This is a genomic window from Allobosea sp., assembly GCF_036675845.1.
Classification (GTDB): domain Bacteria; phylum Pseudomonadota; class Alphaproteobacteria; order Rhizobiales; family Beijerinckiaceae; genus Allobosea.
This window is the reverse complement of sequence record NZ_JAKFED010000027.1, coordinates 36,675-60,086: the sequence shown is the minus strand read 5'-3', so window position 1 is coordinate 60,086 and position 23,412 is coordinate 36,675. Positions and strand designations below refer to the sequence as shown.

Here is a 23,412-nt window from a genome sequence, read left to right as displayed (position 1 = left end):
AGGGACGCGTTGCGATCTAGACGTTGCGCATCGTGCGTCGCACATAGATCGCGCTGACGACGAAGAGCACCGCAAACATCACCACGGCCTGCGCCGAGGCGTAGCCGAATTTCAGCTTCTGGAAGCCGTCGAAATAGATCGCCGTCGCCAGCACCTCCGACGAGTGGGCCGGGCCGCCGCCGGTCATCACATAGACCGGATCGAAGGCACGGAAGGTCCAGATCGAATCGAGCAGCACGATGGTGGTGATGACGCTGCGCAGCTGTGGCAGGGTGATGTGCCAGAACTGGCGGAACAGCGAGGCGCCGTCGATCTCGGCCGCCTCGTAGAGCTGCTTCGGGATCGCCTGCAGGCCGGCGAGCAGCATCACCATGAAGAAGGGGAAGGCGCGCCAGACATTCATCGCCGTGACCGAGCCGAGCGCGGTCGAGGGATCGCCGAGCCAGGAGATCGTCAGGTTCTGGTCGAGCAGGCCGAGCGAGACGAGCAGGCCGTTGAACACGCCGAAGGGCTGCAGCATCAGCACCCAGATCATGCCGGCGACCGTCGGCGCCAGCAGCCAGGGCACGATCAGCAGGCCGCGTGCCAGGCTGCGGAAGACCGGGGCGAGATGCAGGTTCAGGAGCAGCGCCAGCGCAAGCCCGATCGCCAGATGCAGCAGCACGCTGAAGAAGGTGAAGACGACCGTCTGGACGAAGGCCTTCCAGAACAGCGGGTCCGAGACCAAGGCGGCATAGTTGCCGAGCCCGACCCAGGTCTCGCGCTGGAGGTTGCTGTCATGGAAGCTCAGGCGGACGACGTCGCCAAGCGGGTAGATCAGGAGCGCGACCAGGATCAGCAGCGCCGGCCACAGGAAGGAGAAGGCGAGGAGTTCCTCGCGGTACTTCTGTTTGAACGATACCATGTCGCGCCATCATGCGGAGCCGGCCGCTGTCGCAGCCGGCCGCCTGCCAGTGGTGGCGGAGGGGCCGGCCGGCCCCTCCGAGAGAGATGAGGTCTACTTCGCCGCCGCGGCGAAGATCTTGTTCCATTCGGCAGCGGCATCATCCAGCGCCTGCTTGGCGGTCTTCTTGCCCTGCACGACGTTCTGGATCTCGGTGCTCATCACCTTGTTCATCTGCACGGCGTTGGGCATCACCAGGAAGGGCGACTGCGCATTGGCCAGGCCCATCTGGGTGACGAAGGCCTGGAAGAGCTTGCGCTCCTTGAACCAGTCCTGGCTCGCGACATCGGTGCGGGCCGGGAAGGCGCCGGTGCCCTTGGCCCACATCTCGATGCCCTTCGGACCCGACATCCAGCGCATGAAGGTCCAGGCCGCATCCTTGTCCTGCGCCTGCGAGGAGATCGCGTTGAGCGAACCGCGCACCATCGTGCCGGTGGTCTTGCCGGCGGGCAGCGGCGCGATGTCGTAGTTCAGCTTCGGATTGAGCTGCTTCTGGATGGCGATGCCCCAGGGCCCCTCGAACATCATGGCGATGTTGCCGGTGGCGAAGTTGGCGCGTTTCTCCTTCTCGCCATTGCTGAGCACGCCGGGAACCGAGATCTTGTCCTTGTTGATGCGCTCGACATACCACTCGATGGCGGCGACGCCCTCGGGGCTGTTGAACACGGCCTTGTTGGTCTCGGCGTCGATCAGCTTGGCGCCGTTCTGGAGCAGCAGCGGATAGATCTCATAGGTCATGTTGGTCGGCGGCTCGCCCTGCAGCGTGCCGGTGATCGCGAACTGGCGCTTCTCGGGATTGGTCAGCTTGCGGGAATATTCCGCGAACTCGTCCCAGGTCTTGGGCGGGCCGGAGAGGCCGGCGGCCTTGAACAGGTCGGTGTTGTAGAACATCGCCACCGCGCCGCTCTCGATCGGCAGATAATACTGCTTGCCGCGCCATTTCTGGTGGAAGGCCTCCGGGATGTTCGAGAAGAACTCCTTCGGTTCCTTGGCGATGCGCTCGTCGAGCGCCTCGATCATGCCGAGATCGGCGAATTCGGCGACCCAGTCGACCTGGACCAGCAGCACATCGGGCAGCTTCTTGGCCTGGTGCAGGACGATGGCGCGGTCGTGGAAGCCGGCGAAGGGCGAATCGACCGGCGTCAGCGTGATGTCGGGGTGGTCCTTCTCGAAGGCGGCCTTGAGCTCGCCCATGAACTTCGCGCCGACCTCGGTGCCTTTCCACTGGCCCCAGCGCACTTCCTTCTGCTGGGCGTGCGCCAGCGTCGGCAGGCTGATCATCGAGGCGAGCGACAGCGCCGCGAGCTTCAGCAAGGAAGACCTACGTTGCAGATCCATGATCGTTTCCTCCCGGGTTGATTGTCGATCTTGCCTTGTTCTTGTTGGCGCCCCCGCGTTTCGCGGTGGGCGCGTATTCCGGCCGAAGCCGTGTCAGGCGGCGCGGGCCTTGCGCAGCGCGTCCGGCACCGGCGGGACGACCTTGACCAGCGTCGTGTTGTCGGTGACCAACCTGCTGGTGTCGCCGACATTCATCCAGGTGAACATGTTGCGGAACATGTCCTGAAGCGACTTCATGATGTCGGCCTGGGCCGGCGCCGGCATCTCCCAGAACGGCTTCTTCATCACCTTCCAGGATTTCTTGCGCGTGTTGTAGAAGAACTGCGCATCGGTCTCGCCTTCGGCCCGTTCGGAGGCATGGTTGGCGAAGGTGTATTCGCGGATCTGGTCGCGTAGCGCCTGCGGCAGGCTGGGATGGTCGAAGATCAGGTTGTTGAAGCCGAGCGCGAGATGGATCTCGACGGCTTCGGCGGCGGGGAACTTCGCCAGCTGCTCGCCGGGCAGCGTCGAGGCGCCATGCTGGACCGCGCCAGCCATGTTGTAGTCGCTGCGGCAGATGGTCGAGATCGTCTTCAGCAGGTCATAGTCGACATTGACCGCCGCCAGCGTGCCGTCCGGCAGGACCTTGCCGCCGTGATAGGTGCCGGAATTGATCGAGATCTTGCTGACGATCGGCAGCTTGGCGTCGCGCCTGGCCATCTCCTCGAGATAGACCTTCATGAAGGAGCGCAGCTCCTCCGGCGTGGTGTTCTCGTGGCCGACCTCGCCGATCTCGGCGCCGAGCGAGATGGTGATGCCCTTCGGCTCGATGCCGCGCACGAACTGCGTGAAATGCGCCGTCAGCTCGGCATTGACGCGCTGCTGGTCCTCGACCGTCGGCAAGGACAGATCGACGACCGTCGAGGCGTCGATGTCGATGCTGTAGAGCCCGGCCGCGACCTGCTCGCGCATGATGGCCTCGAGCTTGCGAACTTCGGCCTTCGGGTCGGCGAGATAGGCCTTGGCGTTGATCTGGTCGTGGTCGGCCTGCAGGAAGACCGGGCCCGCATGGCCCTCGCGGAGCGCGGCCGCCAGCACGCCGGCCGCGTATTCGAGCGGCGGCTGCTGGGCATAGAGGGCCTCGCCGACGGCCTGCTCGAAGATGAAGAGCTTGGAATCGAGCTCCCTGGCCGCCCGGAAGACGGCCCGGCAGGTGTGGTAGGTCCAGCCGCGCAGGTTCATCGCCGGCACGGTCTTGCCCGACCATTTGCCGGCGGCGCAGGCAAGATAGAGCTCCTGAACCGAGGACGGGACGATCCCGGCGGCCAGCGCCGCCTCGCGGATCGCCCAGATCGCGACGGCGCGCGTCTCGGGCTCGGCGATGGCGGCCGTCTCAGCCCAGCGGTCGATCATCTCGTCCGGCGGCCGCTGGCTCTTCGAGAAATCAGGGCTCGGGCCGGAGAGGTCGACCTTGATCGCCTTCAGGTCCGCAAGGAGTTCGGAGAGCGAGGAGCACGCCATGAATCACAGTTTCCTTAGCCGGCAATAATCATGGAACCAGATGCGCCGCGGCGCGGATGCCGGGCAGCGCCCCAATGGCTGTTCGGCGCGGCGCGACCCCGACGCCTGCCCAGCAGGCAACGTCCGGCCGCGACCGCAGCGGCAGGGCAGCAGAAGCACGCTCGACGATGGCCCGCGAGCCAGCGTCACACCCTGCCGAAGACGAAGGTCGAAAGATCCGGCCTCCCGAAAATTTTTCTTTTCTGCAACCAATGATGCATGGGTGGTTCGCTATCGCAAGCGCTATTTTCGTTTTCGTACATGCAGGCCCCCAACCGGGTGTCTTGCGGCCGGCGCCTCCGGAATGCGGCGGCGCTCTCCTCAGGGCTGGTGGATCGCTCCCGAAGCCAGCAGAGCCTCGATCGCGGCACGGTCGCCCATGCCGTCCCAGCCGCGGCCGCGCTCGGCCTTGACCGCGGCCGCCGCCGAGGCGAAACGCGCCGCCTCGAGGGGCTGGCGGCGCTCGCTGAGTGCCAGCGCATAGGCGCCGTGGAAGGTATCGCCGCAGCCGGTGGTGTCGGCGACCGCGACCCGAAAGGCCGGCACCGCGACGACCTCGCCATCGATCAGCCAGAGGCTGCCGGCGGCGCCGCGGGTGACGGCGACGACCTTGGGAGCCCCGCCGGCGCAATGACGCAGCAGATCCTCGGGGCTGCCCTCGCCGGCATGGTCGCGCAGGCCTTCGCTCGAGAAGACGACATGATCGGCCCGGTCGATCAGCGCCTGGTTGTCGCCGGTAGCGCCGCCATCGGCGTCGAGCACGGTGACGACGCCGGCGGCGCGGGCGCGATCGAGCGCGATCAGCGCCCCGGCCGGCCAGCGGCTGTCGACCAGCACGGCGCCGGCATCGCCGAGCGGATCGTCCGGCAACACCGAGGCGTCGAAGGACAGGCCGTGCCGATCCGAGACGATGCTGCGCTCGCCATGGGCGTCGACCATCACGATGGCGCGCAGGGTCCGGCCTTCGGGCAGGACGGCGACGCCGCTGCAATCGACGCCCTGCTGGCGGAGAGCGGCGATTCCGGCCGCGCCAGCGGCATCGGCCGCCACACGGCCCCAATAGCAAGCGGCGCCGCCGAGACGGCAGATCGCCACCGCCGCCGTCGCCGCCGGGCCGCCATAGCGCTGCTCATAGCCGAGCACGCCGGTCTTGATGCCAGATGCCGGCAGGGAAGCGACCTGGAAGACCTCGTCCAGGACGAGGTTTCCGACGCAGACGATCTTGCGCTTCATTGAGACCGGGCTTCCCGCTTGCGGCGACCGCCCGGGCCGGCGCCGGCCCAATCCCGGATGCACGACGGACAGGTCGACCAGGATGGTGACGCGGCCGGATGATGCAGCAATCTTTCCTTTTCGCAACAGAGATATTCGGAAACGCGCATTCCTCTTGACGCGGGGCGAAAATATGGTGCTTACGCCTGTCATGGCCCAGTTGAGCAAACGCCACAGCGAGATCCTCGACATCCTCTCCCGGCGCGGCTACGCGGCGATCGAGGAACTGGCCGCGGCGTTCAACGTCACGCCCCAGACCCTGCGGCGCGATCTGCAGGACCTCTCGGACCGTGGCTTCCTGCGCCGTCATCATGGCGGGGCCAGCGCCAATCTCAGCACCGTCAATGCCGATTACGATTTCCGGCATGTCGAGACCGCCTCCGAGAAGGCGGCGATCGCGCGGGCCGCCGCCGCGCTGGTGACGCCCGGCAGCTCGCTCTTCCTGACGCCCGGCACCACCGTCGATGCGCTGGCCAAGGCCATCGCCGAAAGGCGGCCGCGCGGCCTGCGCGTCGTCACCAATTCGACCGCTGCCGCTGCGATCCTCGACAAATGCCCGGAGATCTCGATCCTGATCACCGGCGGCTTCTGGCTCGGGCAGAACCGCGCCATGGGCGGCATGCACGCCGCCGCCTTCATCGAGAACTATCGCTGCGATCTGCACATGACGAGCATTGGCGGCATCGACGCCGAGGGCAACCTGCTCGAATACCGTGACGACGAGGCGGTCGTCGGGCGCGCCATGCTGCGCAATGCCCGGCGCGCCGTCCTGCTGGCGGACCACACCAAGTTCAGCCGTGCCGCCATGTCGCGCCTCGGGCATCTCAGCGAGGTCAACACGCTGGTGACAGACCGCCAGCCCCCGCCTGCGACGACACGGCTGATCCGCGATGCCGGCTGCGAGCTCATCGTCGCGACATCCGAAACATGAAGTGCTTGTCGGCTTTGACGCAGGCCGACAAACCGGGAAAGGCCAGTCCGCCAGTGTTCAAGCTCGCGATCATCGACTTCGACGGTACGATCTGCAGCACGCATGGCGCCGTCCGCCATGTCATCGACCTGACCTTCGCCTCCCATGACCGCCCGGCGCCGGAAGCCGCGGCGGTCGACGCCGCGATCGGCAGCGGCGCGGTCGTCAGCGAGGTGTTCGGCCGGCTGCTCGGGCTGGAACCGGGCGATCCGCAGCGCGAGGCCTGGGCGACACGCTATCGCGAGATCTACAATGCCGGCGAGGGCCTGGCCCGCACCGAGCTCTTTCCGGGCGTGCGGGAAGGGCTGGAGGGCCTCGCCGCTGCCGGCTGCCGCAGCATCGTGCTCTCCAACAAGGGCCATGCGGCGCTCGGGCTGGCGCTGGCGCATTTCGGCATCGACGGGCATTTCGAGATGGTGATCGGCGATGCGCCCGGCTTCGTCAGGAAGCCGCGCCCCGAGAGCTATCGCGACCTGATCGCGCCGCGCTTCGCTGCTATCCGCCCCGACCAGACCTTCATGTTCGGCGATACCGCGACGGATATCCTCTATGCCCACAATATCGGCGTCGCGGCCTTCTGGGCGCGCTACGGTTTCGGCGACGTCGATGCCTGCCGGGCGCTGAAGCCCGAGCGGACGCTGGACAGCTTCAGCGAAGCGGCCGACTTCGCGGCGGCCGGCGCCTGAACCAGGCCGGCAGCGCTCAGTCCGCCCCGGCAGCGAGGCGCGACGCGACTTCGGCTGCACCCGGCAGGTCGGCGCCGCGGCGCGTGACGGTGATCGCGGCGGCCGCGCCGGCATAGTGCAGCAATTCCTCGATCGCCGGCAGGTCGAGCGCGGCGATGGCCTCGGAGCACAGGCAGCCGGTCCGCGCCAGCTCCGCCAGCAGGGCGGCATGGAAACTGTCCCCGGCCCCGACCGTGTCACGCGCGGTGGCTGGCCGGCCGGCGACGGAGACGCTGCCGGCACGCGAAAAGGCGACGGCCCCCTCGGCGCCTTGCGTGATCACCACCAGCGCCGCGCCGCAGCCGAGCCAGTACTCGGCCGCCTGCGCGAGCGAGAGACCGCCCTCCCAGGCGAGGCGGACATCCTCGTCGCTCGCCTTGACGACGGTGGCACAGCGGTAGAAGCGCTCGCCTGCGGCGCGCCAGCGCGCCATGTCAGGCTCGACGCCGGGGCGCAGATTGGGGTCGACGCTGATGACGCGCCGCCCCCGCTCGCGCTCGGCGAGGGCAGCGAAGGTCGAGCCGGCCGGCTCGGCCACCATCGTATAGGAGCCGAAGGCCAGCGCTGCGACCTCGGCCGGCAGGGCCTGCGGCAGGTCGGCCGGCGTGACCGAGCGATCGGCGGCACCTTCGCCATGGAAGCTGTAGCTCGGCTGGCCGTCGGCATCGGTCGCGACCACCGAGATCGTCGACAGCCGCGCGGTGCGGAGCAGGAAGCGCGTATCGACCCCCTCCCCCGCGAGCCGCTCGGCCAGCATCTCGCCGAAACGGTCGCGCGACAGCCCGCCGAGGAAGCCGGCGGCGACGCCGAGCCGGGCGAGGCCGATCGCGACGTTGAAGGGCGAGCCGCCGGCGACGGCGCGCGCCGGCATTTCGCCGCCCTCCGCCGGGCCGACGAAGAGGTCGATCAGCGCTTCGCCGCAGACCAGGATCATCTCTGCCGCCTTTCCACTCGTCCTGCCGGCCCGGCCGAAGCGTCCAGCCCGGCCTGATCGGCGACCGCGCTCAGGCTGCGCGAGGGATAGCGCAGGGCCATGTCGAAGGGGTTCAAGCCCGCTCCGAGCGAAGCCGCCTCGGCCTTCAGGATGCTGACGACCCCCGGCAGACGCTCGTCGCCGAGCCGCTCGGCCAGGGTGCCGACGCTGAGCGCGGCGACCGCCCGCCCCTGCGCATCGAAGACCGGCACGCCGACGCCGGCCATGCCGGGGATCAGGCCGGTGTTGAGATTGACCCAGCCCTGCGCCCGCGCCTTTTCCAGCGCCATGCGCAGCGCCGCCTCGTCGAGTAGACCGCGGTCGAGCAGGCGCGGGATGTTGAAGCGGATCACCGCCTCGCGCTCGGCTTCCGGCAGGTAGGCGAGGATGGCGAGGCTGCCCTGCCCCAGGCCGAGCGGCACCTTGCCGCCGATATCGCCGGTGAAGGAACGGATCGGGAACGGGCCCTCGATGCGGTCGAGGCAGACTGCGTCATAGCCGTTGCGCACCAGCAGGAAGATCGTGTCGCTCAGCGTCGCCGAGAGGCGCAGCAGCACCGGGCGCGCCAGTTCGCGCAGGCCGCCGGCCTGGCCGGCCCGCGCCGCCAGCACGAAGAAATCCAGCGCCGGCCGGTAGCGCTTGCCGCCGGCGACCTGCTCGACGAAGCCCTCGGCGATCAGGTCGTGCAAGGCGCGATGCGCGGTCGGCTGGCTGCAGCCGGCCAACTCGGCGAGGTCCTTCAGCCGGATTCCGGCGGGATCGCCGGCCGCGAGCAGGCGCAGCAGGCCGAGCGCGCGACGCAGGCTGGAGACGGGTTCAGGCGAATCGCTCATCTCCTGACGATAATTAACAACATCGAGCCCGCCAATTAATTTCATATGTCGGAATTATGAAAACAAAAATTCTCTTAGGTGGAATTCAAGATTGACGGAACCTCGCCCCTGCCGCCTCTTTCCAGCGTCGCGGTCATAAGCTCCGGAAGATAGCGGAGCGCACCATGCGGGGTGGTCATGGGCTTCCTGACGCTCGAAAAGCTGAGCAAGATCTATGGCGATCTCGCCGCCGTGCGGGATGTCGATCTTTCCGTCGACAAGGGCGAATTCGTCTCGCTGCTCGGCCCCTCCGGCTGTGGCAAGACCACGACCTTGCAGATGATCGCCGGGCTGATCGAGCCCAGTGCCGGCACGATCAGGCTCGACGGCCGCGACATCACCCGCGAGAAGCCCAATCATCGCGGGCTCGGCATCGTCTTCCAGAGCTATGCGCTGTTCCCGCATATGAGCGTGGCGCAGAACGTCGCCTTCGGCCTGGAGATGCGCAAGGTCGCCAAGGCGGAGCGCGACGAGCGGGTGAAGACCATGCTCGGGCTGGTCCATCTGGCACCGTTCGCCGAGCGCTATCCGCGCCAGCTTTCTGGCGGGCAGCGCCAGCGCGTCGCGATCGCGCGGGCTCTGGTCATCCAGCCGCCGGTGCTGCTGCTCGACGAGCCGCTCTCCAATCTCGACGCCAAATTGCGCGAGGAGATGCAGTTCGAACTGCGCCGCATCCAGCAGAGCGTCGGCACGACGACGATCATGGTCACCCATGACCAGGCCGAGGCGCTCTCGATCAGCGACCGGGTGGTGGTGATGGAGCAGGGCGCGATGACGCAGATCGACGCGCCCTATCGGCTCTATGAGCGGCCGGCGACGCCGTTCATCTCCTCCTTCGTCGGCAAGATGAACCGGATCGAGGGCATCTGGCGGCGTGGCGCGGCGGAAGTCGCAGGGGTCGCCCTGCCGGCGGAAGGCGCGGGCTTCAGCGAGGGCCAGGCCGTCACGCTCTCGATCCGCCCGGAGAAGCTCGCCCTGCGGCCGCAGGGCCAGGGCCGGCTCGACGGCACGATCCTGCACCGCTTCTTCCTCGGCAGCTACTGGCTGTTCACGGTCGAGACCGCCGCCGGCGCGCTCTCGGTCTCGGTGCCCAATGACGGCGACGAGCCGGCCCGCCCGGGCGCGCCGGTCGCGCTCGACTGGGCGCCCGCCAGCCTGCGCGCCGAGGCGCCGAGCGCGCAGGGAGCGGCGGCGTGAGCGCGGGGCGTTCCGCGAGCACGCCCTGGCTCCTGGTCGGTCCCGGCGCGCTGTTCTTCCTGGCGATGGTCATCCTGCCGCTGATCCTGACGGTGGTCCTCAGCTTCCACGTCTACGACCACACCACCGGCATCAAGAACGAGTTCACGCTCGCCCATTACGCGGCCGTGCTCTCCGACGATTATTATCTCGGCATCTTCTGGCGGACGCTGCGACTGGCGGCGCTGACGACGCTGATCTGCGTCCTGATCGGCGCGCCGGAAGCCTATATCCTGTCGCGCATGGGCGACCCCTGGCGCTCGGTCTTCCTGCTGGTGATCATCGGGCCGCTGCTGGTCTCGGTCGTGGTTCGCGCCTTCGGCTGGAGCATGCTGCTCGGCTCGACCGGGCTGGCGAACCAGCTCTTGCAGGCGCTGGGCTTCGCGCCGGCAAAGCTGCTCTACACCGAGACCGCGATCGTCATCGCGCTCGTCCACGTCATGCTGCCCTTCATGGTGATCCCGGTCTGGACGGCGCTGCAGAAGCTCGATCCGGCGGTCGAGGCCGCAGCCTGGAGTCTCGGCGCCTCGCGCTTCACGGCGCTGCGCCGCGTGGTCCTGCCGCAGGTCTCGCTCGGCATGCTGTCGGGCAGCCTGATCGTCTTCGGGCTCTCGGCCTCGGCCTTCGCCATTCCCGGCCTGCTCGGCGGGCGCCGGCTCAAGATGGCGGCCACCCTGGTCTACGACGAATTCATGCATGAGCTGAACTGGCCGCTCGGCGCCACCATCGCGATCATTGTGCTCGCCGCCAACCTCGTCATCATGCTGGCCTATAACCGCATGGTCGAGGCTCGCGCCCGCCGGACCCTGGGGTGAGCGCGATGCACAGGAACGGCCCCGTCGCGCTCCTCTTCCACAGTCTTGTCGTCGCCTTCGTGCTGGCGCCGCTCGTGGTGATCTGCCTCGTCGCCTTCACGCCCGAGAACACGCTCTCGATCCCAACCACCAGCTTCTCGCTGCGCTGGTTCCGCGAGATCTTCGTGCATCCCGACTTCGTCGCCTCCTTCGGCAACAGCCTGTGGCTGGCGACGCTCGCCGCGACCCTCTCCGTCGTGATCTCGGTGCCGGCGGCGCTCGCCATCGACCGCTACCAGTTCCCCGGCCGCGACGCGCTGAACGCGCTCTTCCTCTCGCCGCTGATCATCCCGCATCTCGTGCTCGGCGTGGCGTTCCTGCGGCTGTTCGCGCTGATCGGCGCGACCGGCAGCTTCGCCTGGCTGGTGGCGACCCATGTCATCATCATCACGCCCTATGTGCTGCGGCTGGTGATGGCCGCCTTCACCGGGCTCGACCGCTCGGCCGAGCAGGCGGCGATGACGCTGGGCGCCTCGCACTGGACGGTGTTCCGCCGCGTCACCGCGCCGATGATCCTGCCCGGCATCACCGGCGGCTGGCTACTCGCCTTCATCAACAGCTTCGACGAACTGACCATGTCGATCTTCGTCACCTCGCCGCAGACGGTGACGCTGCCGGTGCGCATGTACATGTACGCGACGGAATCGATCGACCCGATGATGGCGGCGGTCTCGGCGCTGATGATCGCACTGACCGCCGGCGCCATGCTGGTGCTGGACCGCGCCTTCGGGCTCGACAAGCTCCTGGTCGGGCAGAAGTGAGGCGCGCCATGCCGCTGCTGCACCGCATCGTCCGCAAGGACCACCAGGCCGTCGCCTTCACCCTCGATGGCAAGCCCTGCGCGGGCCGGGAAGGCGATACCCTGCTGACCGCGATCCTCGCCCAGGCCGAAGCCCTGCGCCTCAGCGAATTCTCCGGCGAGCCGCGTGCCGGCTTCTGCCAGATGGGCGCCTGCCAGGATTGCTGGGTCGCGCTCGAAAGCGGTGAGCGGCTGCGCGCCTGCTCGACGGCACTGGTTGCCGGGATGCGCATCGTCACGAGCCGGCGGAGAGCGGCGTGAGCGAGCGTCCGACAAGCGAGCGCCCGCAACCGCTGATCGTCGGCGCCGGCCCGGCCGGCGTGCGCGCCGCACAGGCCCTGGTCGCGGCCGGCTTGCGCCCGCTCGTCGTCGACGAGGCGCCGGCCTGCGGCGGCCAGATCTACCGGCAGCGGCTAGTGCCCGACGGGCGCAGCAACAAGGCGCTCTACGGCTCAGAGGCCGCCAAGGCGGAAGCGTTGCACCGCGACTTCGCGGCGCTGACAGGACGCATCGACTACTGGCCGCAAGCGCTGCTCTGGAACCTGCGCGACGGCCGGGCCGATGTGATGGTCGACGGCCAGAGCCGGCAGGTCGCTTATGACGGGCTCGTGCTCGCCACCGGCGCGATCGACCGGACCCTGCCGATCCCGGGCTGGACCCTGCCCGGCGTCTTCACCCTCGGCGGCGCCCAGATCGCGCTCAAGAGCCAGGGCTGCGCCATCGGCAACAAGGTCGTTTTCCTCGGTTCGGGGCCGCTGCTCTACCTCGTCGCCTGGCAATATCTGAAGGCCGGCGTCGCGGTCGCCGCCGTGCTCGACGGCGCTCCGTTCAAGGCAAAGCTCAACCTGTTGCGCGGGCTGCCGCTGGCACCGGCGATCGTGCTGCGCGGCCTGCGGATGACGGCCGAGCTGAAGCTTGCCGGCGTCGCGCTGCATTATGGCGTCAGTCATGCCCGAATCCTCGGCGCAGAACGGGTCGAAGGCCTCGCCTGGGGCGAGGCCGGCCGCGAGCGCCGGCTCGCCTGTGACGGCCTCGGCTACGGCCTCGCGCTACGCCCGGAAACCCAGCTCGCCGACCTCGCCGGCTGTCGCTTCCGCTTCGATGCGCGCGACCGGGCCTTCCTGCCCGAGCGCGACAACGCCGGCCGCAGCACGGTGCAAGGCGTCTATCTCGCTGGTGACGGCGCCGGCATCGCCGGTGCGGACGCCGCCGAACGCGCCGGCGAGCGGGCGGCGCTGGCCTTGCTGGAAGATCGTGGCCTGCCGCATGACGCGGCTCGGGCACGGGTGCTGGAGGCCGATCTGGCCCGCATCGGTCGCTTCCGTGACGTGCTCGAAGCCGCCTTCCCCTTCCCGGCGCAGTGGATGAAGGACGTCGCCGACGAGACCCTGCTCTGCCGCTGCGAGGAAGTCAGCGCCGGCGAGGTCCGCCGCGCCATCGCCGGCTTCGGCGTGCATGAACTCAACCGGCTGAAGGCGGTCAGCCGCATCGGCATGGGCCGCTGCCAGGGCCGGGTTTGCGGGGCGGCGAGCGCGGAACTGCTGGCTCATGAAGCCGGACGCGGCATCGCGGCGGTCGGCCGCCTGCGCAGCCAGGCCCCGGTCAAGCCGATCCCGCTGGCTCTCGCCCTCGATGCACATCGGGAGGCGGCGGAATGAGCCGGCACCTCGATATCGACGTCGCGATCATCGGCGGCGGCCTCGTCGGCTCCTCGGCGGCGCTGGCGCTGCGCGGCATAGGCTTTTCGGTCGCCCTGCTCGACAAGGGCTATTGCGGCGCCCAGGCCAGCGGCGTGAACTATGGCGGGGTGCGCCGCCAGGGTCGTCCGGTCGAGCAATTGGCATTGTCGCAGCGGGCGCATGCGGTCTGGCCGCGGCTCCAGGCGCTGATCGGCATCGACGGCGAGTTCCTGCGCTCCGGCCATCTCAAGCTCGCCCGCAATGAAACCGACATGGCGGCGCTCGAGACCTATGCCGGCGAGACCGCCGGGCACGGGCTCGATCTCGAGCTGATCGGCCATAACGGCCTGCGCGAGCGCTTCGGCTGGATCGGCGAGGGCGTCGTCGGCGCCTCCTTCTGCCCTGGCGACGGCCACGCCAATCCACGCCTGGTGTCGACCGGCTTTGCCGCGGCGGCGCGGCGCGCCGGGGTGCAGGTCCTGGAGAACACGCCGGTCCGTGGCGTCACCCGCAATGGCGAGGGCTTCGCGCTGGAAGCCGGCGAGGGTCTTTCGCTTGGCGCGCGTTTCGTCATCAACAGCGCCGGCGCCTGGGCCGGGCCCTTTGCCGAGAGCTTCGGCGAGGCCGTTCCGCTCGCGCGGATCTACCCGTCGATGGTCGTGACCGAGCCGGTCGAACCGGTGATGAGCGTCAATATCGGCATGGAGGGCGGCGGCATCTATGCCCGCCAGGTCGAGCGCGGCAATTGCGTCGTCGGCGGCGAACGGGCCCTGCCGCTCGACGACCCGGACTTCTCGCGGCCGCGCGGCGAGGGCGCGCTCTCGATCATGAACCGCGCCGCCGAACTGTTCCCCGGTCTGCGCCATGGCCAGGCGATCCGCTTCTGGAGCGGCACCGAGGGCGCGATGCCGGACAGGAACCCGGTGATCGGCCCGAGCCTGACCACGCCCGGCCTGTTCCACGCCTTCGGCTTCACCGGCGCCGGCTTCCAGATCGCGCCCGGCGTCGGCGAGGTGCTGGCCGAACTCGTCCGCGACGGCACGACCACGACCCCGATCGAATCCTTCTCGATCGGCCGCTTCGGCAAGCTTCCTTCCGCCCGCATTCACCAAGGCTCGGCTGCGGGGCAAAACCAAGAGCCGCAACAAACCGGGGAGACCAGACCATGATCGAACGTCGCAACATCCTGGCGGCGGGCGTCGCCGCCTTCGCGCTGGCGGCCGCCAGCAGCGCCAGCGCCGAAACCAAGACGCTCTATGTCGGCATGAATGGCGGCAATTTCGAGAAGACCTTCACCCAGGCCGTCTTCCCGGAATTTGAAAAGGCCAACGACGTCAAGGTCGTGGTCGTGCCCGGCACCTCCTCGGACATCCTCGCCAAGGCGACGGCGGCCAAGGACAGGCCGCAGATGCATGTCATCTTCCTCGATGATGGCGTCATGGTCCGTGCCGTCGGCGCCGGGCTCTGCGAGAAGCTGAAGAGCGGGCCGGAAATGGCCGAGCTCGCGCCGGGCACCCGGATGAAGGACGACATGGCGGTCGGCATCGACCTCGGCATGACCGGGCTCGGCTACAACAAGAAGCTCTTCGACGAGAAGGGCTGGGCCGCGCCGACCTCGTGGATGGATCTCGCCGATCCCAAATACAAGGGCAAGGTCGTGTTCCAGTCGGCCTCGGCCTCGTCCTTCGGCCTGCACGCCTTCCTGATGTTCAACCGCATCCAGGGCGGCACCGAGGCCAATGTCGAACCCGGCTTCACCAAGTTCCGCGACACGATCGGCAAGAACGTGCTCGAATTCATCCCGAGCTCGGCCAAGATCGCCGAGATGGCGCAGACCGGCGAGGCCGCTCTCTTCCCGCTGACGCCGACCGCGATCGCGACGCTGAAGGAAAAGGGCATCGGCGTCGAATACGCCCAGCCCAAGGAAGGCTCGGTCGTGCTGATGGTGGCGCAATGCGTCATCGCCAACAACTCCGAGCCGGAGCTGGCCCAGAAGCTCGCCGCCTATCTGCTCTCGGCCGAGGCCCAGTCCAAGGCGCTGGCGGCCGGCAACATCGTGCCCTCGAACACCAAGGCCAAGGCCTCGACGCCGGAGGCCGAGAAGAAGCTCGAGACCTTCCATGGCTTCATGAAGACGGCGGTGACGCTGGACTGGGACGCGATCAACGCCAAGCGGCCGGAATGGAACAGCCGCTGGAACAAGATGATCGAGCGCTGAGCCAGGAGACTCCCGACAGTCTTGCGCTGCGGGAGAACGTCATTGCGAGCGTAAGCGAAGCAATCCCGGGACCGTCGAGTAAGCCCTCCTGGATTGCTTCGTCGCTTTGCTCCTCGCAATGACGGCGCGGTTCGGCGAGATGATCCGCCCTACCGCTCGATCCTCGTCGAGAGGATGATCGAGGACATGGTGCGCTCGACGCCGTCGAGCGCACCGATCCGGTCGATCAACTCGTCGAGTTCGCCGATCGACGGGGCCACGACGACCGCGATCATGTCGAAATGACCGCTGACCGAGTGCAGCGTCCGAACCTCGGGAATGCGGCGCAGCTCCGCCTCGACCCTGGCGGCGAGCTTGGTCACCGCCGTGATCAGGATATGGGCCTTGACCTGGCCCTTCTCGTAATCCTCCGACAGCCGCGCCGTGTAGCCGGCGATGACGCCGCGGCGCTCGAGCCGCTCGATCCGGCTCTGCACCGTGGTGCGCGACAGGCCGAGCTTGCGACCGAGTTCCGCCACCGGGGCGCGGGCGTTCTCGGTCAGCAGGATGAGAAGCTGTCGATCAGTGTGATCAATCGGCATTGCGCGCAAAGCTTACGGCAGATCGCCGAGAAAACCCATATGAATCGTCGCGATGTCCTCTTCTATCTGACGAGCCGGTCGGCGAGCATGCTCCCGGAATGGCGAGGAGAAGCATCATGAAGAACGTGGCCGTCATCGGCGCCGGCAAGATCGGCGCGACCATCGCCGACCTCCTGGCCGCGACCGGGGATTACCGGGTCACGGTGGCCGACCGTTCGGAGGAGCAGTTCGCCGCGATCCGAACCGGCGCGGCACTTTCGACCCGCAAGCTCGACATCACCGACCCGGCCGCGCTGCGGCAACTGCTCGGCGGCCAGTTCGCCGTCCTCAGCGCCGCCCCCTATGATCTGACGACGCGCATCGCCGAAGCCGCCACCGAGCTCGGCGTGCACTATCTCGACCTGACCGAGGACGTCGCCTCGACGCGCCGGGTGAAGGAGCTGGCGGCGAGCGCCAAGGCGGCGCTGATCCCGCAATGCGGCCTGGCGCCGGGCTTCATCTCGATCGTCGCCGCCGATCTGGCGCGCGGCTTCGAGACGCTCGACAGCCTGAAGCTCAGGGTCGGCGCCCTGCCGCAATACCCGTCCAATGCGCTGAACTACAACCTGACCTGGAGCACGGACGGGGTCATCAACGAGTATTGCGAGCCCTGCGAGGCGATCGTCAACGGCGAGCGCATCCTCGTCCCGGCGATGGAGGAGCGCGAGGAGTTCTCGCTCGACGGCGTCACCTACGAGGCCTTCAACACCTCGGGCGGGCTCGGCACGCTCTGCGACACGCTCGCCGGCAAGGTGCGCACGCTGAACTACCGCACCATCCGCTATCCCGGCCATTGCGCGATCATGAAGGCGCTGCTGCAGGATTTGCGCCTCGCCGATCGCCGCGACGTGCTGAAGGACATCTTCGAGAAGGCCCTGCCGAGCACCTTGCAGGACGTCGTCGTGATCTTCGTCACGGTGAGTGGGCGGATGAACGGCCGCCTGACCCAGCAGACCTATGCCAACAAGGTCTATAGCGGCGTGGTCGGCGGCACGATGCGCAGCGCGATCCAGATCACCACCGCATCCGGCATCTGCGCGGCGCTCGACCTGCTGGCGCAAGGCAAGCTGCCGCAGAAGGGCTTCATCCGGCAGGAGGATATCGGCTTCGAGGCCTTCCTCGCCAACCGTTTCGGCAGCGCCTATGCCCGCGCCGAGGATCTCGGCCATCACCCCGGCGAGACCCGCGCCAGCCGCGCGGCCTGAACCGCGCGCCAAGCATATTCGCCTGAAGCCCGCAAGCGGACCAACGCTGGGGATACATGACCGACTTCGGGCTGCCATCGGCCCGAAGTCACGCTACAACGAAAAAAATGGTTCCAGGGGGAACGAACCGGAATGGCCAAACGCGTCCTGATCGCGGAATTCATGCATGAGACGAACACGTTCAGTGTTCAGCTCACCGGCGAAGCCGTGTTCCGCCATCATGGCGTCTTTCGCGACAACGAGGTGCCGGCCGCCTTTCAGGGCACGCGGACCTCGATGGGCGCGGCCTTCGAGGCGGCGGAAAAGTTCGGCTGGAGCCTGGTGCATCCGCTGGTGACCGGCGCCAACCCCTCGGGCCGCGTCACCGATGCCGCCTTCGAGGCCTTCGCCGGCATGATCCTTGCCGCCTGCATCGGCGTCGACGGCGTGCTGCTGCACCTGCATGGCGCAATGGCGACGGAAAGCTCCGACGATGGCGAGGGCGAGTTGCTCAAGCGCATCCGCGCCAAAGTCGGGCCGGACGTGCCGGTGGTCGCGGTGCTCGACCTGCATGCCACCCTGACGCAACTGATGGCCGACAGCGCCAATGCGCTGATCTCCTACCGGACCTATCCGCATATCGACCAGTATGAACGGACCTGGCAGGGCGCCGAGCTGCTGGAGCGGGCGATGCAGGGCGAGATCCGCCCGCGGGTCGCGGTCGCGCGCCGGCCGATCCTTTATGCGCTCGATGGCGGGCGCACCACCTCGCCGCCGTTCAAGGAATTGCTGCACCGCGGCGACGCGCTGGAAGCGGCAGGCGAGGCGCTGGTGGTCAGCGTCCAGGCCGGCTTCTCCTCGGCCGACGTGCACGATATCGGTCCCTCGGTGGCGGTCACCGCCGACGACCGCGACAAGGCGCAGGCCATCGCCGAGGAGCTGATGGACTATGCCTGGGAGCAAAGGCGCTTCTCCTCGATCCATTTCACCCCGCTGCAGGAGGCGATGGCGAAGGCCAAGACCGGCGAAGGCACGCTCGGGCCGGAAGCCGGCGGCAAGCCGCTGCTGATCTCCGATTACTCCGATAATCCCGGCTCGGGCGCCTATGGCGACGCCACCAACCTGCTGCGCGCCGTGCTCGACGCCGGGCTGAAGAATGTCGGCTTCCATGCGATCCGCGACCCCGATGCGGCGCTCAGCGCGCAGGAAGCCGGCGTCGGCAACCGGGTGAAGCTGAAGCTCGGCGGCAAGGTCGATCCCTCGACCGGCGGCGGGCCGCTCGCGCTCGACGCCCATGTCGTGGCGCTGACCGACGGGCACTTCATCTGCTACGGTCCGATGGGCGGCGGCGTTTGGCGCAATTACGGGCTCTCGGCGCTGCTGCGCGTCGACGATGTCGAGATTATCGTCATCACCCATAACGGCCAGGCGACCGATCTTGCCCAGTTCACCTCGCTCGGGCTCGATCCGACGCGGAAATCGACGCTGATCGTCAAGTCGATGCAGCATTTCCGCGCCGCCTTCGAGCCGATCGCACGCGAGGTGCTGGAAGTCGACACCGGCGCGCTCTCGACGCGCAATTTCAAGGAGCGGCCCTACCGCAAGGTGCGCCGCCCGATCTTCCCGCTGGACGATATCTGAGCGAGGCTCAACGTTCCGGACGACCGGCCGCGAAGCGCCGGCGGCGACAAGACGACGGAGGAAGACGATGACCACGGGGACCAGAGCATGAGCGTCAAGGCCGATATCGTGCTGCGCGGCGGGCCGATCTGGTGCGGTCGCGAGGAAGGCGTCGTCGAGGCGCTGGCGGTCTGGGGCGACAAGGTCCTCGCCGCCGGCAGCGAAGCCGAGATCGCCGCCCTGACCGGGCCGGAGACGAAGGTGATCGACCTCGCCGGCCGGCTGGCGACGCCGGGCCTCAACGATTCCCATCTGCATCTGATCTCGCTCGGCCTGACCATGGACTGGGTCGATGCCCGCCCGGCGGCCGCGCCGACGCTGAAGGCGCTGCTCGGCCAGATCGCGACGCGGGCGGCGACGCTGAAGCCCGGCGAATGGGTGCTGGCACGCGGCTACGACCAGACCAAGCTCGACACTGGCCGCCATCCGTATCGCGAGGAGCTCGACCGCGCCGCGCCGGAGAATCCGGTGATGCTGGTGCGGGCCTGCGGCCATATCTCGATCTGCAATTCGCAGGCGCTCGCACTCGCCGGCATCAATGAGGCCTCGCCGACCCCGCCCGGCGGGCTGATCGAGCAGCAGAACGGCAAGCTCACCGGCCTGCTCGCCGAGAACGCCCGCGCCCGGGTGAGCGCCGTGATCCCGCCGCCGAGCGAGGACGACCTCGTCGCCGGCATCGAGCGCGGCGGCAACTACCTGCTCTCGCTCGGCATCACCTCCTGCATGGACGCGGCCGTCGGCCAGAAGGGCGGCTTCGGCGAGATCGCGGCCTATCACAGAGCCAAGCGCGAGGGCCGCCTGCCGGTCAGGACCTGGCTGGCGCTGCTCGGCGACGAGAGCCGCTCGATCGTGCCGCAATGCCATGCGGCCGGCCTGATCTCCGGCACCGGCGACGAGATGCTGATGGTCGGCGCCGTCAAGATCTTCCTCGACGGCTCGGCCGGCGGGCGCACCGCCTGGATGAGCGAGCCCTATCTCGGCGAGGACCGGACGACTGGCGTGCAGATGCTCCCGGACGAGGAGCTCGAACGCCAGGTCATGGACGCCCATGCCAAGGGCTACCAGCTCGCGTGCCATGCCATCGGCGATGCCGCGATCGAGCAGTTGATCACCGCCTATGAGAAGGCGCTCGCAGCCCATCCCGACCCGGACCGGCGCCACCGCGTCGAGCATTGCGGCTTCTCGACGCCGCAGCAGCATGCGCGGATGGTCAAGGCCGGCATCTATCCCTGCCCGCAACAGGTCTTCGTCCATGATTTCGGCGACGCCTATATCAAGGTGCTGGGCGAGGAGCGGGCCCTGCCGAGCTATCCGTTCCGGACCTGGTTCGACCTTAACCTGAAGCCGGCGACCGGCAGCGACGCGCCGGTCTGCGATCCGAACCCGTTCCCGAACTTCCACACCATGCTGACCCGCCAGACTTGGCGCGGCACGGTGATGGACGAGGGCCAGCGCGTCTCGATCGAGGAGGCGCTGCAGGCCTATACCGAGTTCGGCGCCTTCTCGCAGAAGCAGGAGGCGGTGAAGGGCAAGCTCAAGCCAGGCTTCCTCGCCGATATCGCCGTGTTCTCGCGCGACCTGCTCGCCGCTGCGCCGAAGGAGATCCTCGAGGACACACGCTGCGACCTCGCCATCCGCGGCGGCAAGGTCGTCTTCGAGCGCAGTGGCGCCGCAATCTAGACGGGTGCCAAGGAAGGGGCAGACAGGGCGAAAAAGCCCGCTATGGTTTCAGACGGGACGAATACCGACGCCGGTCAACGGCGCCGCCGAATGGGTTTCACCGGGATATTGGGAGGTTTCCACGTGTTGAAAAGACTTGCTCTGACGACCGCATTGACGCTCGCGGCCTTTACCGTCCAGGCGCAGGAACAGCCGCGCCGCGGCGGCACCATCCGCTTCACGGCGCCCTATGCCGCTTCCTTCGTCAGCAATGACAGCCATGTCTCGAACCAGATCCAGGACGAGATCTACACCTATGCGCTGCATCGCTCGCTCTATCGCTGGGACGCGGCGAACAACAAGCCGGTGCCGGAGCTCGCCAAGAGCGTGACCAAGTCCGCCGACGGGCTGACCTGGACCTTCAAGCTGCGCGACGACGCGCTCTTCCACAATGGCCGCAAGATGACGGCGGACGACATCATCTGGACCTATACGCGCCTGATGGACGGCTCGAAGAGCTATCCGGGCGCGCGCCATATCCGCCGCATCAAGGGCGCAATCGAGGTCGAGAAGGGCCAGGCCAAGGAGATTTCGGGCCTGAAGAAGATCGACGACTTCACGCTCGAGATGACGCTGGTCGAGAAGACCGACCCCGGCTTCTTCCTCTATGTCGGCCAGACCGCGATCTACCCGGCCAAGGAAGCGCAGGCCGAAGGCTTCTTCAACAAGCCGATCGGCCTCGGCCCGTTCAAGTTCGTCGAGCATGTGCCCGGCTCGCGCATGGTGCTGGAACGCTGGGAGAAGTACTTCAAGGAAGGCAAGCCCTATGCCGACAAGCTGGTGATCTCGCCGATGGGCGAGGCGGCGGCGCGCGACATCGCCTTCCGCAACAAGGAGATCGACGTCTCGGTGCTCGGGCCGACGCAATATGTCGCCTACAAGGCCGATCCGCAGCTCTCGAAGGGCATCCTCGAGGTCGCCGAGGTCTTCACCCGCAATATGGGCATGAACCCGAACTTCAAGCCCTTCGCCGACAAGCGCGTGCGCCAGGCGATCAACCACGCCATCGACGCCGACCTGATCATCAAGCGCCTGGTGCGCGACAAGGCCTATCGGGCGACGGGCTGGCTGCCGCTCTCCTCGCCGGCCTATGACAAGGAGATGAAGCCCTATGCCTTCGACCAGGAGAAGGCCAAGAAGCTGCTGACCGAGGCCGGCTACCCGGACGGCTTCGAGTTCGAATGGACGGCGACGCCGAACGAGAGCTGGGGCGTGCCGATCGTCGAGGCCGTCATCCCGATGCTCGCCAAGGTCGGCATCAAGGTGAAGATCAAGCCGATCGAGGGCTCCGCACTGGGCGGCACCGTCGCGAAGGGCGACTACCAGGCCTATATCTGGTCGAACACCTCCGGGCCCGACCCGCTGACCGCGATGAAGTGCTTCCATTCGGCGACGCCGCAGAGCGCCTGCAACTACACGACCTACAAGAACCCGGCGGTCGACAAGCTGATCGACGAAGCCGCGGCGACCGACGAACCGGCCAAGCGCATCGAGCTGCTGAAGAAGGCCAACGCCATCGTCTACGAAGACGCGCCGGTCTGGTTCTTCAACTACAACAAGGCGGTGATGGCCTATCAGCCCTGGCTCAAGGGCCTGCAGCCGAACTCGACCGAGCTCGCCCTGCAGCAATATGACGAGCTCTGGGTCGACGCCTCCTCGCCGGCGGCCAAATAGCCCGCCTGTGCCCCCTCGCCGATCCGGCGGAGACTAGACCGCGGCGCCTTCGGACGAGATCGCCCGAAGGCGGTCGCCGCGGTCCTCGCCACCGCCCTGGAGCATGGCACCAGCGACGCGCCGCCTGCGGCCGTGTCGCGCCATGCTCCAGCCGCCGGATTTCGGCGCCAGGAGCCTTTCATGCTGCAATTCGTCTTCCGGCGCCTGTTGCAGGCGATCCCGATCCTGCTTGCGGTCGCAGGCCTGATCTTCCTGCTGTTCAGCGTCATCCCCGGCAATTTCGCCTCGACCCAGATGGCCGATGGCCGCTCCGTGGTCGATGCCGAGTCGATCGAGCGGATGAACCGGCAGTTCGGCCTCGACCAGCCGCTGGCGACGCGCTTTGCGACCTATGTCGGCAAGCTCGCGACGCTCGATCTCGGCACCTCGTTCCGGACCCGTCAGCCGGTCTGGCACCTGATCGGCGAGCGGCTCTGGCCGACGATGCAGCTCGCCTTCGCCGCGATGATGTTCGCCATCGCCATCGGCGTGCCGCTCGGCTTCCTCGCCGCCTTGCGGCCCGGCGGCATCGTCGACACCGTCTCGATGGTGACCGCCGTTTCGGGCCTGTCGCTGCCGAAATTCTGGCTCGGCCTGATGCTGATGTACCTGTTCGCGCTGCAGCTCGGCTGGCTGCCGAGCTTCGGCTATGGCGACGGCGCCCTGCGCAACCTGATCCTGCCCTCGGTCGCGCTCGGCGTCGCGCCGCTGGCGCTGCTGGCGCGCACCACCCGCGCCGCCGTGCTCGAGATCATGAACGCCGACTTCGTCCGCACCGCCCGAGCCAAGGGCATGAGCGAGCGCCGCGTCGTGCAATGGCACCTCGCCCGCAACGCGCTCGTCATCGTGCTGACCACGGTCGGCCTGCAATTCGGCTCGGTAATCGGCCAGGCGGTGGTGATCGAGAAGCTGTTCGCCTGGCCGGGCCTCGGCTCGCTGCTGGTCGACAGCGTCTCCCTGCGCGACATCCCCGTGGTCCAGGGCTGCATCCTGGTGATCGTGCTGTTCTTCCTGGTCGTCAACATGCTGGTCGACGTGTTGGCCGCGGTCATCGACCCCCGCATCCGCTACAGCTGAG

General features: G+C 67.9%; 21 protein-coding genes. 14 read left to right on the top strand and 7 right to left on the bottom strand.

Going from position 1 to position 23,412, the window contains the following annotated elements:
- Positions 1 to 16: 16 nt before the first annotated feature.
- The 4 genes from V6M56_RS02145 to V6M56_RS02130 form a co-directional block, all read right to left on the bottom strand.
- Positions 17 to 904 carry a carbohydrate ABC transporter permease gene (locus V6M56_RS02145; protein WP_332680924.1) on the bottom strand — a complete coding sequence of 296 codons (888 nt, stop codon included), beginning with the start codon at positions 902 to 904 and terminating at the stop codon, positions 17 to 19.
- Between the two features lie 93 nt (positions 905 to 997).
- Complete coding sequence (locus V6M56_RS02140; protein WP_332680923.1) at positions 998 to 2,281, bottom strand: ABC transporter substrate-binding protein; 1,284 nt, start codon at positions 2,279 to 2,281, stop codon at positions 998 to 1,000.
- 93 nt (positions 2,282 to 2,374) lie between these two features.
- Positions 2,375 to 3,781, bottom strand: a complete 1,407-nt coding sequence (locus V6M56_RS02135; RefSeq protein ID WP_332680922.1) for a class II fructose-bisphosphate aldolase — start codon at positions 3,779 to 3,781, stop codon at positions 2,375 to 2,377.
- A 360-nt stretch (positions 3,782 to 4,141) separates the two neighbouring features.
- Positions 4,142 to 5,053, bottom strand: a complete 912-nt coding sequence (locus V6M56_RS02130; protein ID WP_332680921.1) for a PfkB family carbohydrate kinase — start codon at positions 5,051 to 5,053, stop codon at positions 4,142 to 4,144.
- 190 nt (positions 5,054 to 5,243) lie between these two features.
- Between V6M56_RS02130 and V6M56_RS02125 the strand changes: the two genes are divergently transcribed.
- Both V6M56_RS02125 and V6M56_RS02120 read left to right on the top strand, forming a co-directional pair.
- Positions 5,244 to 6,023: a DeoR/GlpR family DNA-binding transcription regulator gene (locus V6M56_RS02125; protein WP_332680920.1), complete on the top strand. Its 780-nt coding sequence runs from the start codon at positions 5,244 to 5,246 to the stop codon at positions 6,021 to 6,023.
- A gap of 53 nt (positions 6,024 to 6,076) precedes the next feature.
- Positions 6,077 to 6,748, top strand: a complete 672-nt coding sequence (locus V6M56_RS02120) for an HAD family hydrolase (protein WP_332680919.1) — start codon at positions 6,077 to 6,079, stop codon at positions 6,746 to 6,748.
- 16 nt (positions 6,749 to 6,764) lie between these two features.
- Here V6M56_RS02120 and V6M56_RS02115 read toward each other — a convergent pair whose 3' ends face one another.
- Both V6M56_RS02115 and V6M56_RS02110 read right to left on the bottom strand, forming a co-directional pair.
- Positions 6,765 to 7,721: a carbohydrate kinase family protein gene (locus V6M56_RS02115; protein WP_332680918.1), complete on the bottom strand. Its 957-nt coding sequence runs from the start codon at positions 7,719 to 7,721 to the stop codon at positions 6,765 to 6,767.
- On the bottom strand, positions 7,718 to 8,593 hold the full coding sequence (locus V6M56_RS02110; protein WP_332680917.1) for an IclR family transcriptional regulator: 876 nt from the start codon (positions 8,591 to 8,593) through the stop codon (positions 7,718 to 7,720). The genes V6M56_RS02115 and V6M56_RS02110 overlap by 4 nt, the downstream gene beginning before the upstream one ends.
- Positions 8,594 to 8,770: 177 nt before the next feature.
- Between V6M56_RS02110 and V6M56_RS02105 the strand changes: the two genes are divergently transcribed.
- From V6M56_RS02105 to V6M56_RS02075, 7 genes are read left to right on the top strand one after another with little or no spacing between them, the layout of a single operon-like run.
- A complete protein-coding gene (locus V6M56_RS02105; protein ID WP_332680942.1) occupies positions 8,771 to 9,829 on the top strand; it encodes an ABC transporter ATP-binding protein in 1,059 nt (352 codons plus the stop codon).
- The gene (locus V6M56_RS02100) at positions 9,826 to 10,683 is read left to right on the top strand and encodes an ABC transporter permease (protein ID WP_332680916.1); all 858 of its coding nucleotides are present in this window, start codon (positions 9,826 to 9,828) and stop codon (positions 10,681 to 10,683) included. Before V6M56_RS02105 ends, V6M56_RS02100 begins: the two co-directional genes overlap by 4 nt.
- A gap of 5 nt (positions 10,684 to 10,688) precedes the next feature.
- On the top strand, positions 10,689 to 11,483 hold the full coding sequence (locus V6M56_RS02095) for an ABC transporter permease (RefSeq protein WP_332680941.1): 795 nt from the start codon (positions 10,689 to 10,691) through the stop codon (positions 11,481 to 11,483).
- A gap of 8 nt (positions 11,484 to 11,491) precedes the next feature.
- Positions 11,492 to 11,782: a (2Fe-2S)-binding protein gene (locus V6M56_RS02090; RefSeq protein WP_332680915.1), complete on the top strand. Its 291-nt coding sequence runs from the start codon at positions 11,492 to 11,494 to the stop codon at positions 11,780 to 11,782.
- On the top strand, positions 11,779 to 13,179 hold the full coding sequence (locus V6M56_RS02085) for an FAD/NAD(P)-dependent oxidoreductase (RefSeq protein WP_332680914.1): 1,401 nt from the start codon (positions 11,779 to 11,781) through the stop codon (positions 13,177 to 13,179). The genes V6M56_RS02090 and V6M56_RS02085 overlap by 4 nt, the downstream gene beginning before the upstream one ends.
- On the top strand, positions 13,176 to 14,369 hold the full coding sequence (locus tag V6M56_RS02080; RefSeq protein WP_332680913.1) for an NAD(P)/FAD-dependent oxidoreductase: 1,194 nt from the start codon (positions 13,176 to 13,178) through the stop codon (positions 14,367 to 14,369). The genes V6M56_RS02085 and V6M56_RS02080 overlap by 4 nt, the downstream gene beginning before the upstream one ends.
- Positions 14,366 to 15,418: an ABC transporter substrate-binding protein gene (locus V6M56_RS02075; protein WP_332680912.1), complete on the top strand. Its 1,053-nt coding sequence runs from the start codon at positions 14,366 to 14,368 to the stop codon at positions 15,416 to 15,418. Before V6M56_RS02080 ends, V6M56_RS02075 begins: the two co-directional genes overlap by 4 nt.
- A gap of 149 nt (positions 15,419 to 15,567) precedes the next feature.
- On the opposite strand, the gene V6M56_RS02070 is transcribed toward V6M56_RS02075, so the two are convergent.
- Complete coding sequence (locus tag V6M56_RS02070) at positions 15,568 to 15,999, bottom strand: Lrp/AsnC family transcriptional regulator (protein WP_332680911.1); 432 nt, start codon at positions 15,997 to 15,999, stop codon at positions 15,568 to 15,570.
- A 116-nt stretch (positions 16,000 to 16,115) separates the two neighbouring features.
- On the opposite strand from V6M56_RS02070, the gene V6M56_RS02065 reads away from it, so the two are divergent.
- The 5 genes from V6M56_RS02065 (at position 16,116) to V6M56_RS02045 (ending at position 23,411) form a co-directional block, all read left to right on the top strand.
- A complete protein-coding gene (locus V6M56_RS02065) occupies positions 16,116 to 17,243 on the top strand; it encodes a saccharopine dehydrogenase family protein (protein ID WP_332680910.1) in 1,128 nt (375 codons plus the stop codon).
- Between the two features lie 132 nt (positions 17,244 to 17,375).
- On the top strand, positions 17,376 to 18,863 hold the full coding sequence (locus tag V6M56_RS02060) for a M81 family metallopeptidase (protein WP_332680909.1): 1,488 nt from the start codon (positions 17,376 to 17,378) through the stop codon (positions 18,861 to 18,863).
- A gap of 87 nt (positions 18,864 to 18,950) precedes the next feature.
- Complete coding sequence (locus V6M56_RS02055) at positions 18,951 to 20,582, top strand: amidohydrolase (protein WP_332680908.1); 1,632 nt, start codon at positions 18,951 to 18,953, stop codon at positions 20,580 to 20,582.
- A 123-nt stretch (positions 20,583 to 20,705) separates the two neighbouring features.
- Positions 20,706 to 22,295, top strand: a complete 1,590-nt coding sequence (locus V6M56_RS02050) for an ABC transporter substrate-binding protein (RefSeq protein WP_442881054.1) — start codon at positions 20,706 to 20,708, stop codon at positions 22,293 to 22,295.
- A 180-nt stretch (positions 22,296 to 22,475) separates the two neighbouring features.
- Positions 22,476 to 23,411, top strand: a complete 936-nt coding sequence (locus tag V6M56_RS02045) for an ABC transporter permease (protein ID WP_332680907.1) — start codon at positions 22,476 to 22,478, stop codon at positions 23,409 to 23,411.
- The last annotated feature ends 1 nt before the right edge of the window (position 23,412 follow it).

Coding starts and splice junctions, on each gene's coding strand:
- V6M56_RS02065 (WP_332680910.1), top strand. CDS start 16,116: ATGAAGAACGTGGCCGTCATCGGCGCCGGCAAGATCGGCGCGACCATC.
- V6M56_RS02070 (WP_332680911.1), bottom strand. CDS start 15,999: ATGCCGATTGATCACACTGATCGACAGCTTCTCATCCTGCTGACCGAG.
- V6M56_RS02110 (WP_332680917.1), bottom strand. CDS start 8,593: ATGAGCGATTCGCCTGAACCCGTCTCCAGCCTGCGTCGCGCGCTCGGC.
- V6M56_RS02090 (WP_332680915.1), top strand. CDS start 11,492: ATGCCGCTGCTGCACCGCATCGTCCGCAAGGACCACCAGGCCGTCGCC.
- V6M56_RS02045 (WP_332680907.1), top strand. CDS start 22,476: ATGCTGCAATTCGTCTTCCGGCGCCTGTTGCAGGCGATCCCGATCCTG.
- V6M56_RS02135 (WP_332680922.1), bottom strand. CDS start 3,781: ATGGCGTGCTCCTCGCTCTCCGAACTCCTTGCGGACCTGAAGGCGATC.
- V6M56_RS02105 (WP_332680942.1), top strand. CDS start 8,771: ATGGGCTTCCTGACGCTCGAAAAGCTGAGCAAGATCTATGGCGATCTC.
- V6M56_RS02145 (WP_332680924.1), bottom strand. CDS start 904: ATGGTATCGTTCAAACAGAAGTACCGCGAGGAACTCCTCGCCTTCTCC.
- V6M56_RS02125 (WP_332680920.1), top strand. CDS start 5,244: ATGGCCCAGTTGAGCAAACGCCACAGCGAGATCCTCGACATCCTCTCC.
- V6M56_RS02140 (WP_332680923.1), bottom strand. CDS start 2,281: ATGGATCTGCAACGTAGGTCTTCCTTGCTGAAGCTCGCGGCGCTGTCG.
- V6M56_RS02055 (WP_332680908.1), top strand. CDS start 18,951: ATGAGCGTCAAGGCCGATATCGTGCTGCGCGGCGGGCCGATCTGGTGC.
- V6M56_RS02075 (WP_332680912.1), top strand. CDS start 14,366: ATGATCGAACGTCGCAACATCCTGGCGGCGGGCGTCGCCGCCTTCGCG.
- V6M56_RS02095 (WP_332680941.1), top strand. CDS start 10,689: ATGCACAGGAACGGCCCCGTCGCGCTCCTCTTCCACAGTCTTGTCGTC.
- V6M56_RS02060 (WP_332680909.1), top strand. CDS start 17,376: ATGGCCAAACGCGTCCTGATCGCGGAATTCATGCATGAGACGAACACG.
- V6M56_RS02115 (WP_332680918.1), bottom strand. CDS start 7,721: ATGATCCTGGTCTGCGGCGAAGCGCTGATCGACCTCTTCGTCGGCCCG.
- V6M56_RS02080 (WP_332680913.1), top strand. CDS start 13,176: ATGAGCCGGCACCTCGATATCGACGTCGCGATCATCGGCGGCGGCCTC.
- V6M56_RS02130 (WP_332680921.1), bottom strand. CDS start 5,053: ATGAAGCGCAAGATCGTCTGCGTCGGAAACCTCGTCCTGGACGAGGTC.